14 protein-coding genes are annotated in these 17,836 nt (G+C 47.3%); 12 read left to right on the top strand and 2 right to left on the bottom strand.

The window, feature by feature from the left end; all coding sequences use genetic code 11:
• The first annotated feature begins 24 nt into the window (after positions 1–24).
• The 5 genes from RQP50_RS12445 (at position 25) to holA (ending at position 6,712) form a co-directional block, all read left to right on the top strand.
• Positions 25–546 carry a deoxycytidylate deaminase gene (locus RQP50_RS12445; RefSeq protein WP_021256844.1) on the top strand — a complete coding sequence of 174 codons (522 nt, stop codon included), beginning with the start codon at positions 25–27 and terminating at the stop codon, positions 544–546.
• Between the two features lie 136 nt (positions 547–682).
• Positions 683–3,307 (top strand): ComEC/Rec2 family competence protein, encoded by a 2,625-nt coding sequence (locus RQP50_RS12440; RefSeq protein WP_315745640.1) that lies wholly within the window; start codon positions 683–685, stop codon positions 3,305–3,307.
• Between the two features lie 228 nt (positions 3,308–3,535).
• Positions 3,536–4,084 (top strand): RNA polymerase sigma factor, encoded by a 549-nt coding sequence (locus RQP50_RS12435; RefSeq protein WP_021256842.1) that lies wholly within the window; start codon positions 3,536–3,538, stop codon positions 4,082–4,084.
• Complete coding sequence (locus tag RQP50_RS12430; protein ID WP_315745639.1) at positions 4,081–5,403, top strand: anti-sigma factor family protein; 1,323 nt, start codon at positions 4,081–4,083, stop codon at positions 5,401–5,403. The genes RQP50_RS12435 and RQP50_RS12430 overlap by 4 nt, the downstream gene beginning before the upstream one ends.
• Before the next feature lie 256 nt (positions 5,404–5,659).
• Complete coding sequence (holA, locus tag RQP50_RS12425; protein WP_315745638.1) at positions 5,660–6,712, top strand: DNA polymerase III subunit delta; 1,053 nt, start codon at positions 5,660–5,662, stop codon at positions 6,710–6,712.
• A gap of 60 nt (positions 6,713–6,772) precedes the next feature.
• Here holA and rpsT read toward each other — a convergent pair whose 3' ends face one another.
• Entirely contained in the window at positions 6,773–7,045 is a 273-nt protein-coding gene (gene rpsT / locus RQP50_RS12420) for a 30S ribosomal protein S20 (protein ID WP_021256839.1), read from the bottom strand.
• A 272-nt stretch (positions 7,046–7,317) separates the two neighbouring features.
• Here rpsT and gpr point away from each other — a divergent pair, with 272 nt between their 5' ends.
• Positions 7,318–8,319: a GPR endopeptidase gene (gene gpr, locus RQP50_RS12415; protein ID WP_315745637.1), complete on the top strand. Its 1,002-nt coding sequence runs from the start codon at positions 7,318–7,320 to the stop codon at positions 8,317–8,319.
• A gap of 211 nt (positions 8,320–8,530) precedes the next feature.
• Here gpr and RQP50_RS12410 read toward each other — a convergent pair whose 3' ends face one another.
• Positions 8,531–9,562, bottom strand: coding sequence for a M23 family metallopeptidase (locus RQP50_RS12410; RefSeq protein WP_315745636.1), 1,032 nt, complete (start codon positions 9,560–9,562; stop codon positions 8,531–8,533).
• Positions 9,563–9,805: 243 nt separating this feature from the next.
• Between RQP50_RS12410 and RQP50_RS12405 the strand changes: the two genes are divergently transcribed.
• The 6 genes from RQP50_RS12405 to hemW all read left to right on the top strand — a co-directional run bounded on the left by RQP50_RS12405 (position 9,806) and on the right by hemW (position 17,575).
• Positions 9,806–10,585 (top strand): response regulator transcription factor, encoded by a 780-nt coding sequence (locus tag RQP50_RS12405; protein WP_072728992.1) that lies wholly within the window; start codon positions 9,806–9,808, stop codon positions 10,583–10,585.
• Positions 10,582–12,342, top strand: coding sequence for a sensor histidine kinase (locus RQP50_RS12400; protein ID WP_315745635.1), 1,761 nt, complete (start codon positions 10,582–10,584; stop codon positions 12,340–12,342). The genes RQP50_RS12405 and RQP50_RS12400 overlap by 4 nt, the downstream gene beginning before the upstream one ends.
• Before the next feature lie 151 nt (positions 12,343–12,493).
• The gene (locus RQP50_RS12395; RefSeq protein ID WP_315745634.1) at positions 12,494–13,843 is read left to right on the top strand and encodes a stage II sporulation protein P; all 1,350 of its coding nucleotides are present in this window, start codon (positions 12,494–12,496) and stop codon (positions 13,841–13,843) included.
• An 18-nt stretch (positions 13,844–13,861) separates the two neighbouring features.
• A complete protein-coding gene (locus tag RQP50_RS12390; protein WP_174808593.1) occupies positions 13,862–14,335 on the top strand; it encodes a translation initiation factor 2 in 474 nt (157 codons plus the stop codon).
• A gap of 126 nt (positions 14,336–14,461) precedes the next feature.
• Positions 14,462–16,279, top strand: a complete 1,818-nt coding sequence (lepA, locus tag RQP50_RS12385; RefSeq protein WP_021256832.1) for a translation elongation factor 4 — start codon at positions 14,462–14,464, stop codon at positions 16,277–16,279.
• 93 nt (positions 16,280–16,372) lie between these two features.
• Positions 16,373–17,575: a radical SAM family heme chaperone HemW gene (gene hemW / locus RQP50_RS12380; RefSeq protein WP_021258158.1), complete on the top strand. Its 1,203-nt coding sequence runs from the start codon at positions 16,373–16,375 to the stop codon at positions 17,573–17,575.
• The last annotated feature ends 261 nt before the right edge of the window (positions 17,576–17,836 follow it).

Genomic DNA, 17,836 nt, shown 5'->3' with positions numbered 1-17,836 from the left:
GGCAGAAGAATGGGGATTGGAGTTATGACAACGACTATGCGCAAAGACTGGGATACGTATTTTATGGATATTGCCTATATGGTGTCTACTCGCTCGCGCTGTCCAAGGCGGCATGTGGGCGCTGTGCTCGTACAGGGCAAGAAGCTGCTTGGTACCGCTTATAATGGCGCTCCGATGGGGATTCCTGACTGCAGTGAGGCTGGCTGCATGATCGCAGAACAATATGAGAAAGTTGTCGTAGACGGCGAAGCGCAGATGGTTAAGAAGCAGCGCTGCATTCGCACGATCCATGCAGAACAGAATTTGCTGCTATTCACGGATCGGAATGATAGAGAGGGATCTACGGTATACGTGACGGATCAGCCTTGCTGGACATGTGCCAATATGCTCGCCAACAGTGGTGTTGTCGAGATCGTATATCACCGTCCTTATTTGAAGGACAGCGATAAAGTGGCTGCGATGATGGAGCATAAAGGAATTGTGTTCCGTCAACTTGATCATTATCATCCGCCGGCAGAGTCGGTAATGGATGAAGTTAGCGAATAAATGATAAATGTATCGTTGTGAATAGGGATGAGGAAGAACCTCCGTGCTCGAGCAGCACTGTTCGTTTCGTATTTAAATGCGAAGAGCAGTGCTTGCGAGTATAGAGGTTTTTTTGTATATGGGCAGGGGGGATGATATGCTGGCACGTCGACCGTTGGTTGTGGCTGCCTGTATGATTGCCGGAGGCTTCCATCTAAGCGCAGTTCTCCCGAATGGAGAGGCTTGGATTGCAGCTCTCGGAATTGTGCTAGTATTGCCGCTTTGTGTCATAGGAGGCTGGTGCAGACGTATGCAAGCAGTCTTGTATGCGCTGCTGCTGCTTATGGCTGTACTCTATTATCAGTTGACGGTGAACAGTGGAGATAGTGTCTGGTCGTATGAGGGAGTTAGTTCTTATGTAGATCAGGTACAGGAAGTGAACGGAGAATGGGAAGGGGTGATCCTAACCCCGCCAGAGCTGGACGGAGATCGGATGCAGTTCCAATTCGGAGTTACAGGCTGGAGAACACCAGAAACGAAGCGCATGGAAAGTGTAAGGGAGACGCTGCTAGTTCAAATCAAGTTATCTAGTAAACAGGAACTGCAACAGGTGCATCAATGGAACCGAGGGCAATTGGTGCGTATACAAGGTAAGCTTGAGGCTCCCGGCGATGCGGGGAACTTTGGCGGATTCAGCTACAGAGACTATTTACATAATTTACAAATCGACTGGTTGTTAAGGGTGTCGGGTTTACAGCATATGACCTCGCAAATAGCACTTGAGACGATCTCTTCCTATGCACCTACTATCATGTGGAATCGAATGCTGGCATATGTGGATCAAGGCAGGGAGCGTCTGGCGGCGATATTGGAGCATATGTACAAGCAGCCTCATAGCGGCTATATGCAAGGGCTTATCCTGGGAACACGGGGAGATATGGATCCGGATATTTATCAACAGTTCTCGCAGTTGGGACTTACCCATATACTCGCCATATCTGGATTGCACGTAGGTGTACTTATCGGAGCTCTATTGTATCTCTTCCGATTGCTGCGCATGACGAAGGAGACGGGCATATCGATCACGATGGGGTTCATCCCGATGTATGTATTGTTGACGGGGGCGTCGCCATCGGTTATTCGTGCAGGTATGATGGCTTTCCTAGCCCTTTATGGGGCGAAGAGAGGCTGGTTGAAGGATGGGCTGCATCTTCTGGCAGCTGCCTTCATTTTCATGGCGGCATGGCAGCCTCGTTATGTACTGCAGGTCGGATTTCAATTGTCTTTTATTGTCACGGCTGGGCTGATTCTATTTGTCCCCCTCGCTATGAGGCTAATGGCTTCTTTGCCGCGGACATTGGCCAGTTCGCTCTCGGTTACACTGGTTGCACAAGCTGTTTCGCTGCCTCTTACTGTCTATTACTTTAATCAATTTTCGCTGTTGTCCTTTTTGGCTAATTTTGTTATTGTCCCCCTCGTCAGCGTTGTTGTGCTTCCAATTGGCTCAGTATCGTTGATTGTCGGTTCACTATATGAACCTGCGGCAGTACCGATCGTTTGGCTTGTTGAACGGTTGAATGAGGTTACGTTCCAACTAGTGTATTGGCTGGCACAAATGGAAGGTGCTACGATCATATGGCCGACCCCTCCATTATGGTGGATCGCTCTTTACTATCTCGGATTCGCCTTGGCGCTGACTTCTGTTCGGCGTTGGTGGGATGCGAGGCAGATTAACCGCAGAGAAAGAGATCGAGGGCATAATTTGAACCATGCTGATGATACACAACCGCTCGATTTTATCCAGCTCCCGGCAGGCGGATATCGATATAGAGGAGCAATTGCGCTTGCAGCCGCTTGCTTGCTCGGGTTCATCGTGCTGCAAGGATATTCCATGGGGCGTTCGAATGATGCAGTTGTTAGTCTTATCGACGTCGGTCAGGGTGACAGCATCTTAATCTCAACGGCTTCGGGTAAACACATGCTTATTGATGGCGGGGGTACTGTGAATTTTCGCAAGCCAGAAGATCGCTGGCGGGAACGCAGAGTGCCCTTTGAGGTAGGGGAGAAGGTAGTTGTTCCGTTGTTGAAGCAGAGAGGCATCAGAGAATTGGATGCTGTTCTGTTAACGCATGCCGATCAAGACCATGCTGGGGGATTGCAAGCTGTACTGAAGCATATCCCGGTGAAGCAGTTCATTATGAACGGGACATGGAAGTATTCCGCCTCGATGAACAGTCTATACCGCACTGCGATTGATCAAGGGATCCCTATTCGCAAATGGGAAGCAGGCCAGCAATGGGAGCTAGATTCGTGGAGCTCCATAGAGGTGATGTATCCTTATCCTTCGACGGATGGTTCTACCCTCGACTTTCAAGACAATCAGAACGAGGCCTCCCTTGTCGTCCAATTGACACTTACCCATCCAACAAGTAGGAAGCAGGCGGTATTCATGCTTACAGGAGATCTGGAAGCCGATGGAGAGAGGCAGATGCTCGAGCGTGTTGCATTGCAGCAATCGAAGTCTATCGACGTCTTGAAGGTGGCTCACCACGGAAGCAAAACCTCTACTACACCTGAATGGCTTGAGCAATGGAAGCCCCAGATAGGGGTCATATCGGCAGGGCGCAATAATCGATATGGACACCCTCATCCGAAGGTGCTGGATACACTGCATGATGCGAAGGTTCCTGTGAAACGAACAGATATGGAAGGGGAGATCCAATTCAAGCTGACGCCTAGTGGTTTGAAGGTGAGGGCGAAGCGTGATAGGATACATTTATAGAATGGAGCAGACAGCACGTCATGCGACGTGCTCTTTTCCTGTTTCTTTCTTCTATTTTTTAAGTTTCGTGACAATTTGATATGCTTTTCAGGGTGTTTTTTGCTATGCTAATCTTGAATTATTGAAGGGAATATCAAGTATTAAAATTAATCTACAAATTGGTAACGATCATCTGCAACCATTTCAGACGTTCTCACGTCAATGGATATGCAAGAGAGGGGGATCAAGGTGGTAGAGCCAGGACTCATTCGATCCGCTCAGTCTGGCGATAGAGACGCGCTTATCACTCTTTTGCGGGAAATCGAACAATATGTGTATCGAACTGCTTATTACATACTGAATAATGAGCAGGATGCACTGGACGCGTCCCAAGAGGCCTTAATCCGGATATATACTAAAATTCAATCGTATGAGGAGAAAGCACAGTTCAAGACTTGGGTACAGCGCATCGTGACGAATATTTGCATCGACAAATTCCGCCGCACGAAGCCGACTGTATCGATAGAGGAGCATAATCTCACATTCCTTGGCAATGAAAGCGTAGAGAGGGATGTCCTATCCTCCCATGCAGCGCAGGATATACGAGAAGCGATTGATCAACTGCCGGAACATCACCGTGCTGTCGTTGTTCTTCGCTACTTGCAAGATTTCTCGTATAACGAAATTGCTGATAGCTTGAACTTGCCTCTCAATACGGTGAAATCATATCTATTCCGCGCCAGACAACAGCTGCAGACTATGCTGCAAGATTACGAGAAAGGTGGTGTGCGAGGATGAACTGTTCAGAGGTGATGGAACTTATGCAGCGGAAATTGGATGGAGACTTGAATGATTCGGAACAGCACCTTCTGACTGAGCATATTAACCATTGCCCCGCCTGCAGTGAGATGGCTAGGCGATTGGAACGACTCCATACGGAATTAGTTCAGCTGCCTAAGGTCGAGCCGAAATTCAGCCTAGTTGATGCGATTATGCCAGCGCTGGATATCATTGATCGAGATGAGCAGCTAGCTGCGGTCGAACCAAATGCAGAAGCATATCCGCAAGAGGCTGTGTCAGCGGGCCATGCAGCGACTGGATCGCCTATCAAGCCGCGTATCGTCAAGGGAACTGCGACGCCTCAATCAACTCAGCAACGTTGGTTCGAACGAATCCGCTGGCGTGCGACCAGCGCTGTCATCGCAGCAGGGCTTGTGCTTGGTCTATTTATTGTCAACTTCAAGCCGCCTACAGAGGAACAGGCTGGCGAGTTTAGTGAGCTTAGGAACGAGCAGCTCATGAAGACCGAGACTGCAGACAAATCCGATAGTTCTCAAGTTACGAAATCCGAATCTAGCTCTCCGATGAAGGAAAAACCGTCGAATAACGATCCACAGAACAATTCAACCGAACCTTCTTCATATGCGACAACAGAGGAAACGGGAGAAGCGGATAAGGAGAAGTCTACTCAAGATAGACAGAAGGAAATGAATGACTCATCCCAACAGAAGATCGGCATTCCGACACCGAAGGATGTGGAGCCGAAAGAAAGCACTTCTCATCCTAAGAAGGATCAGGAGACAGTTTCAGCAGATCGTTCTGTGGCAGGTGGACAGACGCGAACAAGACCGGATGCAGACAAACAGCCGCCAAATCAAGATTGGCAGAAACAAAATGCGAAGAAGGATCCAGAGCAGAAGGATACAAAACAGGTTATAGCAGAAGAGCCGCCGAAAGAGCCTCAGAAGGATGGAAGCGATAAGATGCCAGAACAGAAGGAAATTAATTCCCTCGTCGGCCCTTCTATTACATCTGTAGCCGAAGCGACGGCACCGAACGGCAGCCTTATGGCGACATGGGACAATGGACAGCTGCTGCTCTATAAGCTGAATGGTCAGGAGCGAACGAAGCTGCAGACGATTGCTGTGGCAGAGAAGCCATCTGAGCTGATCTGGTCGGCAGACAGCTCGAAGCTGACGGTTGTCGCATCCGGAGAGGATGGGAAGTCGAGTAAGCTCCAGTATGAACTAAAGAATGATGCGCTCGAGCCGATTGTGGACGCAGGCAATCCAGCGGAGAAAGAAGTCATTCAAGGATCAATTCAACAATCGAAATAAAAAGGGCTTACATGCAGGGCTATCATGCACACATTGTTACGTCCTTGCGTATAGTATGGTATCAAGAAGACAGAATGCTTTCCCGTACGTCGAATGACCATTTGTGCGGAGTTTCTAGAGCTTCGTGGCAAATGTTTATTATAGATGTTAGGGGACAAAGGGACTCGCGCAACAGTGATGTTGTGCCAGTCCCTTTGTTTTTGTGTCAAAGTCTGCTATGATGAGGTTCGTTATATCGTAAGGGGAGGCTAGCAATTTGGTAGATATTAAAGCAGCCGTCAAGGAAATTAAGCGCGGCTTTCCGCGCCCTATCTATATTCTGTACGGTACTGAAAAATATCGGATTCAGGAGTTCGTACAATTCTTAATAGAGCATGCAGTCGGAGAAGATAATCGTGAATTAGCAATTATGAAGATGGATACTTCGGAACACCCGGTTGAGGCAGTCGTTGCAGAGGCGGAGACGATGCCGTTTCTAGTTCCGCGCAAATGTATTCTCGTGAAGGATTCGACAGTATTCGCATCTGGGAAGGATGGCAAGATTGAGCATCAGACGGAGCGATTGCTTGAGTATATGGATAATCCAATGGACACGAGCATTGTTGTATTTCTCGTGCAGGCGGACAAGCTGGATGAACGGAAGAAGACGGTTAAGAAAGCCAAGACAGCTGGAGCAGTGCTTCCTTTCCTGCCGCTTAGCGCAGACGAGCTGACGATGTGGGTTCGCAAGGAAGCGGAGAAGCATGAGTGCTCGATCGAGGATGAGGCTATCCGTGCAATTCTGAACAGTGCAGGGACGAATTTGCAGACATTGTCGGCTGAAATTGAGAAGTGCTGTCTGTTCACAGGGAGAGGCGGAACGGTTATGGTAGAGACCATCCACTCCTTGATTGCCAAGAACACAGAACAGAATGTTTTTCAGCTTGTTGAAGATATTATCAAACGGCGAGCGGATCAGGCGCTCGATACTCTGCATGAATTGTTGAAGCAAAAAGAAGAGCCTATTAAGATTATGGCGCTTATCGTACGGCAATTGCGGATTATGATACAGGTGAAGGAATTGACGAGCCGCAGCTTCAGTCAGCAGCAGGCAGCTTCCCAACTTGGGCTGCATCCATACGCCGTCAAAATGGCTTACGAGCAAGCGCGTGATTATGATGGAAATAAGCTGACGCAATGGATAGCGGAGGCGGCAGAACTCGACTATGAAATGAAGTCAGGCCGAGTAGAGAAGGTACTAGGCTTGGAGCTCTTCATTATGCGGATGTCTAAAGGAATAGCAAGAATACAAAAAGAAACCAGAAGATGAACGCCGAGGCGTTCATCTTCTGGTTTCTTCGCTTCTAGCTAAGTATGAAAAGGCTCCAGCTTACGCTTGTGCAAGCAGAGCGTTCAATTTCGTCGCCAAGCGAGACTTTTTGCGGGCAGCCGCGTTTTTGTGTACCAAGCCTTTTGTCACTGCTTTGTCCAATTTCTTGGAAGCCAAAGCGACAGCGGATTTAGCTGTTTCTGCTTCGTTGTTCGCCAAAGCAGTGTCAGCAGCTTTAACAGCTGTGCGAAGTGCTGATTTTTGGGAAGCGTTCAACAGACGGCGCTTGTCGTTTGTTTTAACGCGTTTAACAGCGGATTTAATGTTTGGCATTGATTTCACCTCCGTTGCATCGTAGTGCGACAACAGAATCCAATTCCCTCGTTCATAAGAAAAATAGATTCACAACTTAAAGTATTCTATCACGCCACAACTTAAAAAGCAATACATTTACCATGTTGGTATCGGAATACACGAACGATGGATAAGGAACGTTCAAAGCTCTGTCACGGTTGGCTTTAGCTTACATCATGATTCGTATAAGAAATGCGTCTGTGCGCAAAATATACGTTAGAAAATGATGTGCGTAGCGGGAGGCGTTTACCATGACAGCAGATTTGAAATCTTATTCAGTTCGAACCGACTTAGCATTAGAATCGAGAGAAATTGCTCAGCCGGACAGTGCAATTCCAATACCTGGGGTATCCGAAGAAATGGAGGATGTTCGCGGGATTAAAGTAACGAAGATTCATGTTCAGACCGAGGAAGGATCACGAGCCATTGGCCGTCTCCCAGGACGATATATTACGATTGAAGTACCGGGTTTGCGGCGCAAGGATAGTCAGCTGCAGGATCGAGTGGCAACCAAATTCGCACAGTTGTTCGAAGGATTTTTGGCAGAGGTCGGGGTGAATCAAGACTCCAAGGCGCTCATTGTTGGTCTAGGCAACTGGAATGTCACGCCGGATGCGCTTGGTCCTCTTGTCGTTGAGAACGTACTTGTTACTCGGCATTACTTCGAAATTATGCCGGATCAAGTAAGTCCCGGGTACCGAGAGGTAAGTGCAGTTGCACCTGGAGTACTTGGAGTAACAGGGATTGAATCAAGCGAAATTGTACAAGGGATTGTAGAACGGACGAAACCTGATGTCATCATTGCGATAGATGCATTGGCGTCCAAGGCGCTCGAGCGAGTGAACACGACCATCCAAATTGCAGATATCGGTATCCACCCAGGTTCCGGTGTAGGTAATAAGCGCCGTGGATTGACGAAGGACATTCTTGGCATACCGTGTATAGCAATAGGGGTGCCAACTGTCTGCTATGCATCCACGATTGTGAATAATGCGATTGATTATATGAAGGAGCATTTCAAACAGGAAACGAATCAGACGAGAGAAATCCTTGGCATGCTTGACGATATTAACGAACAGGAACGGTTAATGCTTGTCAAGGAAGTACTGGAGCCGCTAGGCCATGATTTGGTCGTTACGCCGAAGGAAGTGGACGAGTTCATGGAGGATATGGCGAATATTATTGCGAGTGGGTTGAATGCTGCACTGCATGATGCAGTCGATACGGAGAATGTGAATGCGTATACGCATTAAGTCGTCGATACAAGTATGACGTGGTCATGCAATGGAATAACGCCACGACTATAACGAAAAAGATCGAGTTCTGGCCTGCTCAGTGTGCCTGCACTCGATCTTTTCGCTTGTTCTCTGACGATCCTATTAGTTACTCTCTTTCTATGAAGAAACGATATCTCATTTCATAGAAGTAACCTATATAAAGGAATAAGTGATCATTCGTAAGTGCTTACTTCGTTGCGACAGCGCTTTGGCCTGTAATCGTTTGTCCGTACACAGGGTCAATCTCGCCTTCAAAACGAATGCGGATCGACATACCCTCTTCAAATTGTGGTGTATCAGACACTTGGAAATGAATGTGCGGTTCGCTTGAATTGCCTGAATTGCCGCACTCTCCTAGCAGCTGGCCTTGCTTGACAACGTCGCCCTTTTTGACAACAACACTGCCTTTTTTGAAATGAGCAAGCATGCTGTATTCCCCGTTGCCATGATCAATGACCACGTAATTCCCCGCCATTTCTTTCTCATTCATGACGCCAACAGGACTATTGTCTGCAACATTGTTCTCCACTCGGACAACAGTCCCATCTCGCGGAGCTACGACTGGTTGGCCAAATGCGTAGTAGCTTTCATTTTTCGTCGGATCTCCTTTGTAGCTGAATCCATCACGCTCCATAATCAGATCATAGGCATACCGCTGTACTAATGATTCGTAATGATAGTTTAAGAACTCATTATTGCCGCCCCAGAGCACAAACCATTGTCCCACAAATGGTGGCTTATAGGCTTGTTTGGTTGGATGAAGATCAGACTCCCATTTGTGAAGCGGGTACATCTGTAATGTTACGATCTGATTGCCCGCTATTCCTGTTTGCACTCCTCGCATCCCAGTTGCATCTGTCCACACATAGGATTCAATTCCACTGAAGCTCTTGTGGGCGACAAGGGTTGGACGCTCGCCCTCTTTCCATAGTGCTTGAAGCAGCTTTGGTAGGTAACCTTCCGGTATTGCTTCCTTCAGTTCCTTGGACAAATAGCGGTACAATTGCGAGCCATTTCGTTCTTGGATCCATGTTGAGACCAGTTCAGCTGTTAGTTTATTAGCTGTTTCTGGTTGTACGGATACGATCAGTCCAGTTACGGACTTCTCAATCTCGGCTGTGCCTCCTGTTTTTTGTTCAGCTTGTGCAGGCAATGCTACAATCAGGCTCATTGCGATGCAGGCGGTCAGTAAAGCAACTTTTCGTTGGGGTGCTCTCATCGTTTTCATCCTCCCTATTTTAATAAAATAAAGCTCGCCTTTTATTGCTATTGTAAAATGCAAAGCTGAACAGAAAGAAAACAGGAGCTCATTAGTTTCTTAATTTTGAAGCCATTCTGCCTATAGAGTTAAGGTTGCGTTAAGAAAGCGGTGATAAAGGGGACAGAACGGTGTGATACAATGGGCACAAAAGTAGGATAGAAATATAAATCTCACAGTGAATGGGAGATGGGGGATATGAATTTGCAAGAGGCACGCATTCTCATCGTTGAGGATGAACTCGCGCTGAGCAAGATGGTTCAAGCAGTGCTGCAAAAGGAAGGCATGGAATACATAACTTGTGTCTCGACGGGGGAAGAGGCAATCCGTTGTATCGATAATTCACAAATGGATCTGATCATATTGGATGTGATGCTGCCGGGCAAGAGCGGTTTTGATATCGCTCCTTTTATTCGCCAGAAATGTGATGCCCCAATCATTTTTGTGACAGCGAGAACGACGGATTTAGATAAGCTAACTGGCTTTGCACTAGGTGGAGATGATTACGTTACGAAGCCGTTTAATCCATTGGAATTGGCTGCGCGAGCCAAAGCATTGTTGAAGCGTTATATGACGAATAAGGGGAAGCCAGAGCCTTCAACTGCTACTTCTTTCCCGGAGGTGAAGCGGATATACCGCTATGGTGACTTCCAGCTTGATGCAGCTGCAGGAGAGCTTCGTGTTCGGGGGAAAGTTACGGAGTGTCCGGCAATGGTATTTCAATTACTGTTGTTCTTTTGCGAACACCCGAATCGGATTTTCTCGAAATCTGAATTGTATGAGCGAGTATGGGGGTATAATTCGCTCAGCGATGATAACACGGTCATGGTTCACATTCACCGAATACGGGAGCGAATTGAGGATCAACCGAGCAATCCGCGTCTGCTGGTCACGGTTCGAGGACTAGGATACAAGCTTGTCCCGCCTGAGAAGGAAGAGGATGATCAATCAGAGCCAATATACGCACAGGGAGACAACAGATGAAGACGGGGAAGCGTTTGGCGTGGCATTATGGTGGTCAATGGATATTGATTGGGGTAATTTTGCTGTTCTTCGTGTTGATTACCTTCGGCTGGATGGTCGATCGGATGAATGAGCTTGAACTTAATCGCAATTTTATGCGTAATGGGTGGGGGTTCATCTCAGAATCAATTTCAATTGATGATGAAGGTAGAGTTACATGGGATGATGAATTGCTAAAACGCGTCCATACAAGCGGGGGCTGGCTGCAAATTGTAAATGAGAAGGGGGACGTAATCAAGTCATATCATGTACCGCCGGATGTTCCGAATCATTATTCGACTGGAGAGATTACTGCTTACTCGGAGAAGAATGTTCCTTTCCCTTATCATCTAGGTGTCTATGTAACAAGTATTAATAACCATATGATCACCGTATTATTTGGTGTTGATTCCTCCAAAGACATATTGCTTGAACGATGGCTGGCTGCCAGAGCGAAGGGAACGGAAGATGCATTCGGGGAAGCTGATAAGATGCTGCGTGATGAGAGAGCTTGGGTTCAACATATTAATAGGGACGGTAAAGAACTGCAATCATGGCGCAAGCCGGGAGAGTGGATTACACAGTATGCCGCATATGATATCGGCCTTCGTAGTGCGTATCCTGAACGATACGGCTGGAGTCTATCCTACCGCTATGAACCTCAGACGAAGGAAACATGGCTGCTGTACCGCCCTCACATTTCAACAGAGTCATCAATCCATGTGGCAGGATTTGCAGTAAGCAGCAACATCCAGTTAATCTGGATAGCCGTATCAGCTGTCATTGTCCTAATGATCCTTGTTTTTATTGGAATGGCATGGTGGCAGAGTGCCCGGCTTGCTAGACCGCTCCAGCATATTATGAATTGGACGGGGCAGATCCAGATCGGGAATTATAAGGAGCCAGTAAACGCGCGTGGAATCCCTCGTTCGCAGAAGTCCAATGGCAAATGGAAACGGAACTATCGGATTTACGGGGATGTAATTCATGCGCTAGAACGCATGGCCCAGCGTTTGCAGGAAGCGGATGAAGCGCGGAAGGGGAATGAGAGACTGAGGGAAGAATGGCTCGCGGGCATCTCGCATGATATGAAAACACCGCTTGCATCCATTATAGGATATGCGCATCTCTTAAATGCCCCTCAATATAGATGGTCAGAGCAAGAAATCGCTGAATTCGCAAATATGATGAAACAGAAGGCAGAGGTAATGGATGAGCTCATTCAAGAGCTGAATTTAACCTATCGACTTCAAAGCGGGAGTCTCCCCTTGCAGTTGGAAATCGTGGATTTGCGGGATTGGCTCCGAGAAGAACTGAGACATTTGCAGCCGCTGCCCGAAAATGCGTCCGAACGTATCGTCTGTTCGATGCCAGAAGAAGAGGTTCTATTCTCGCTAGATCCGCGTTATTTCCGGAGAATGATCGATAATGTATGTGCAAACGTCTTCTTGCATAATCCGCCGGAAACGAAGCTGCATGTACAGGTAACCCGTAAGGAGCAAGAACTAGAGGTAATGTTCAGTGATGATGGGAATGGGATGGACGAGCAGACTTTATCAAACCTTTTCAATCGTTATTATCGAGGGACTTCTACGGATGAATCTGTACGCGGGTCGGGATTGGGGATGGCGATTGCTAAACAATTGGCAGAATTGCATGGGGGTACGGTGATAGCCAGAAGCATACTTGGCGAGGGAACATCTATCATTTTCACCTTCCCAGCTTCGGTAGACTCATAGAGTCTATTGTTATAGTGCTTATGTTGCTTATTTTACAATTATTAATTGTTCTATTTCATAGATTGTCCTCATAGATTCTAGTAAACGTACTCTCTTAGATGAATCATCCTTAGCTGAGCTGAGAGGGGATACGGATGAAGGAGGACAGCACATGTTTCGGACATTTAATGTAGGAAAGTGGAAGCGGAAATGGCTGCAGGCGCTTGTCATGGGGCGGACGTTTGCATTGTTGTCTATCGGAACGGCTATGTTTTTTATCGTATTAGGTCTAGGAGGAATGGCGGAGAATAAGCTGAATTCCTCTCCCTTGTCTTCCATGAAGGGTGTTGCAGCACAGCTCTCGACGCGATTCTTCGTAGACATGATGGCTTTGGAGATGCCGAGTCTTCCACAAGGGGAAGGGGAGGCCACACTCACACGCAATCAAGTGGCTCAATTCCTTGTAAGACTTGCAACGAATGTGAATCCGCTTGACCCGAAAACGCTGCTAGCTGGTGAAGTGCCAGGGATTAATAGAGATGCCGCAATTCCACTTCGTCTAAGTATTGGCAATCAGACAGGCATCGAACCGCAGGATTATCCAACGTCCTTAGACAAAGGTGGGAATGCACAGGGTGAGCATGGCGGAGAGCCTCCACAAGATGTGACGCATGGTGAAGTTATAGACGAGAACGATAATGGGACAGAAGAACCGCCTAAGTCCACAGATCCACCAACAAAACCAGGAACAGATAAAGGGGATTCTCCCACGCAAACAGAAGGAGACTCGAAATTACGCAAGGTTGTGTTCATCTATCATTCTCATAACCGTGAATCCTTCAATCCTTTGTTAAAAAAAGAAAGCAGCAATCCGAATGATCCCAAGAAGAATATTACGCTTGTAGGCAAGCGTCTGCAGGAGCAACTGGAGAAGAGAGGAATTGGAGCTTCCCATTCCAACAAAGACTATTCTTCCAGTGTAGAGGGCTACAACTGGAACATGTCCTATAAGTATTCGAAGCAGACGGTGAAGCAGGCAATGAGCGCGAATCAGGAACTGCAATTTTTCTTCGACATTCATCGGGATTCGAATAGACGCAAGGAATCCACTGTAACAGTTAAAGGGAAGGATTATGCAAGGGTTTATTTTATAATCGGACACTTAAATCCAAATTGGAAGAAGAATGAGCAGTTTGCAAATGAGATCCATGAACGTCTCGAGAAGAACTACCCAGGGATTTCCCGGGGAATATTCGGCAAGACTGCATTACAAGGCAATGGAGAGTATAATCAATCGCTTTCACCAAATAGTGTCGTTATTGAAGTTGGCGGTGTGGATAACACAATGGAGGAATTATACCGTACTGCTGACATATTAGCTGATTATATCGCAGACATTGTCCAGAAGAAAAAGGATGCCAAACCAGTCAATAAGCCAATTCCAAATCCAACGAACGGGAAAGATGTCGGCAAAACAGTGATGGGTAAAACGCAGTCGAAATCTGTAGGGACGAAGGGATAACCCAAGGAGGGCGCTTGCATGACACGGTTTATGAAACAACTGATCGGCATCGTGGTATTGCTAACGCTTGGTGTATTTATCGGCATGGAAATCACTACTTCAGGGATTGAGCGTATATATGGCCCGATCAATCCATCCCGCATGACAAGCGCCCCAGAGTCGACTGAACGATATTCCAGGGCTAATTCGAATCGAGACAATCTGCCGACGGATAATCGCCGAATGAACGAAGATGCTGCCGCTCAAGATAACTCGCGTTTGACAGTTAACGAGTCCGCTCCTATAGAAGAGTATCGTAATACATCAGCAGATACCGAGCGTAATACGACGAATAATCATGAAAATGATATCAACAATACGAATGTAGCGCCTCTTCCTCCGGTAAAAGATGCTACTGTGAATCAATTGGCGGACAAGACGGCGGGTATGCTGCAGCGTGCATCGCAAGCTGGTATTCAAGCGGTTGTTGGCTTGTTCAATGGACTATTCTAAGCGACATGTGTGTGCCTTAAAGGTTACCAGGATGAGAGGATTGCATGCCCCCATTGCTGTTAGAGGGTCATTCCGGTATAATAAATAAATTGAATCTTGGCATAGTGGTGGGGGTATTGAAATCGAATGACGGAATTGCTGTCACGACAAAAGAAAATTCGGAATTTTTGCATCATAGCACATATTGACCATGGTAAATCAACACTCGCCGACCGGATATTAGAATATACCGGGGCGTTAACGTCCCGTGAAATGCAAGCTCAAGTACTCGATCAGATGGATCTGGAGCGTGAGCGTGGGATAACCATTAAATTGCAGGCTGTGCGCTTGAACTACACAGCAGATGACGGTGAAGAGTATATCCTGAACCTGATTGATACACCGGGACACGTCGACTTCACGTACGAAGTATCCCGCAGCTTGGCTGCTTGTGAAGGCGCCTTGCTCGTTGTAGACGCTGCGCAAGGGATTGAGGCTCAGACGCTGGCGAACGTATATTTGGCGCTAGATAATGATTTGGAGATCATCCCGGTTATTAATAAGATTGACCTTCCAAGTGCAGAGCCTGACCGTGTGAAGCAGGAGATCGAAGAAGTTATCGGTCTGGATTGCTCTGAGGCGGTTCATGCTTCTGCCAAAGCAGGTATCGGAATTAAGGAAATTCTGGAGCAAGTGGTGCAGAAGGTCCCTGCTCCAACAGGGGATCCAGAAGAGCCGCTTAAGGCGCTTATCTTCGACTCCCATTATGACCCGTATAAAGGCGTAATCGTGTACGTTCGCGTTATCGACGGTGCAATTCGCGCGGGCAGCAAAATTAAAATGATGGCAACGGATAAGACATTTGAAGTTATCGAGGTTGGTGCGTTCAAGCCGCGCATGTCAATTGTCGATGAACTTAATGTTGGCGATGTTGGCTTTGTTGTAGCTGGTATTAAAAATGTAGGGGATACTCGTGTCGGTGATACGATCACGGATGCGAAGAAGCCGACTCTGGAGCCGCTTCCAGGTTACCGTCGGATCAATCCAATGGTATTCTGCGGCTTGTATCCGATCGAAACATCGGATTATAACGATCTGCGGGATGCGTTGGAGAAGCTGCAATTGAACGATGCGTCTCTTACATTCGAACCGGAAACTTCCTCAGCGCTTGGCTTTGGTTTCCGCTGTGGCTTCCTTGGTCTTCTGCATATGGAGATTATCCAGGAGAGAATTGAGCGTGAATTCAATATTCCGCTCATTACGACAGCACCAAGCGTTATCTATCGCGTTACGTTGACGAATGGCACTTCTCTAGACATCGATAACCCGTCGAATTATCCAGAGCAGGGAAAGATCGATTTTGTAGAAGAGCCTTATGTCAAAGCATCTATTATCGTTCCTAACGATTTCGTCGGAGCGATTATGGAACTGTGCCAAGGCAAACGCGGTGATTTCGTGGATATGCAGTATCTGGATACGACTCGGGTAACGATTACGTATCAAATTCCATTGTCGGAGATCGTATATGACTTCTTCGATCAATTGAAATCAAGCACAAAAGGATATGCATCCTTCGACTATGAATTGTCCGGTTACCGCAGGTCTAATCTTGTGAAGATGGACATCATGCTTAACAACGAGCAAGTCGATGCGCTGTCTGTTATCGTGCACAAGGATCGTGCCTACCATCGTGGTAAACTCATTTGTGAGAAACTGCGTGGACTGATTCCGCGTCAAATGTTCGAGGTACCAGTGCAGGCGTCTATCGGAACGAAGATTATTGCGCGTGAAACGGTTAAGGCAATGCGTAAAAATGTACTCGCGAAATGTTACGGCGGCGATATTTCCCGTAAGCGGAAGCTTCTTGAGAAGCAGAAGGAAGGGAAGAAGCGCATGAAGCAGGTCGGCAGCGTTGAGGTGCCGCAGGAAGCGTTCATGGCCGTATTGAAAATCGACGATAACTAATTCGGAGGAGGGGGCGGAACGCCTCCTCTTTTTTAGAAAGATCATTATTATAGATAGGCTGGTGTCATACAGCCATGAAAGGAGGGTCTCGCCATGCCGGCGAATCAACCTTCACCAGAGCAAGCATCAATACCGGCACGTGCTCCACGCGCGGTATATATTCATATTCCATTTTGTACGAACAAATGCCATTACTGTGACTTTAACTCCTACGTACTGAAAGGACAGCCTGTTATGGATTATTTGCGGGCGATGGAGCAGGAGATGGCATATACAGTGGAGCAGTATCCTCCAGGCGTCATTGACACGATATTTGTAGGCGGCGGTACCCCAACGGTCTTGACGCCAGATCAAATGTCTTACTTCTTGGAGTCCGTTCGTAAGGCATTTCCGAACTGGAGTCCCTCGATTGAGTTCAGTATGGAATCCAACCCGGGTACGACGGATTTAGACAAGCTGCGGGCGATGCGAGACGGAGGAGTGAACCGGATCAGCTTCGGAGTCCAGTCGTTTAATAACGACCTTCTTCATGGCATTGGCCGCATCCATAATACGGATGATGTGTATCGCAGTATTGAGAATGCGCATAAGGCGGGCTTCAGCAATATGTCCATCGACTTGATGTTCGGCTTGCCGAATCAGACGGTCGAAATGCTTGATCATAGCGTGACGAAGGCCTTGGAGCTGAATTTGCCTCATCTGTCGATATATAGCCTGAAGGTAGAGGAGAACACTTTGTTCCATGCCATGTACCATCGCAATGAGCTTCCGCTGCCTAGCGAAGAGGATGAGCTGGATATGTATATGCTCATTATGGATCGGATGAAGGCAGCTGGATATGAGCAATATGAGATCAGTAATTTTGCGAAGCCTGGCTATGAGAGCCGTCATAACACCGTCTATTGGCGCAATGAGGATTACTATGGCATTGGCGCAGGTGCGCACGGTTATGTGAATCGGGGACGCCATCTGAACATTAAAGGCGTTAATCCTTATGTGGAGGCCTGCAAGCAGAGCTTGCCGAGACTCGATTCGTTCACCATTGAAGAGAGTGAAGCGATGGAAGACTTCATGATGGTTGGTCTTCGCTTGCTGGAGGGTGTGAGCAGCACACGCTTCGCGTCGCAGTTCAATGGGGCGCTGCTGGATAAAGTATTCTCGGATCCGATTCGCCGACTGTTGAAACAGGGGTTAATCGAAGCTACAGATGACGGATACCGTTTGACGGAGCAAGGACTGCTGTTTGGCAATAATGTGTTCGGAGAGTTTGTAGGTACACTCACTGCGAAGGAATAACAGCTGCACGATACGATAGGAATGGCTAGTCTCTAAACGGGCAACGGCATCGTAACCGTATATGTATTGTAGCAGGTACAGTAATAGATACAATGATTGATAAAACGAGCTTGAGAACATGGATTTGTTTCTCTTGCTCGTTTTTTTATTTGTTGTAAAAAGAGAAGGAAGAATTCCGATATGGTGCCTGCCTGTAATAGTAGCTATGTCTGTAGAGGTATCATCAGAATCTGCTCAGGCCTCTCTTCGTTTACGTATTTT

It is taken from the genome of Paenibacillus suaedae (assembly GCF_032337355.1).
Taxonomy (GTDB): domain Bacteria; phylum Bacillota; class Bacilli; order Paenibacillales; family Paenibacillaceae; genus Paenibacillus_B; species Paenibacillus_B suaedae.
This window is presented reverse-complemented; position numbering and strand designations above follow the sequence as displayed.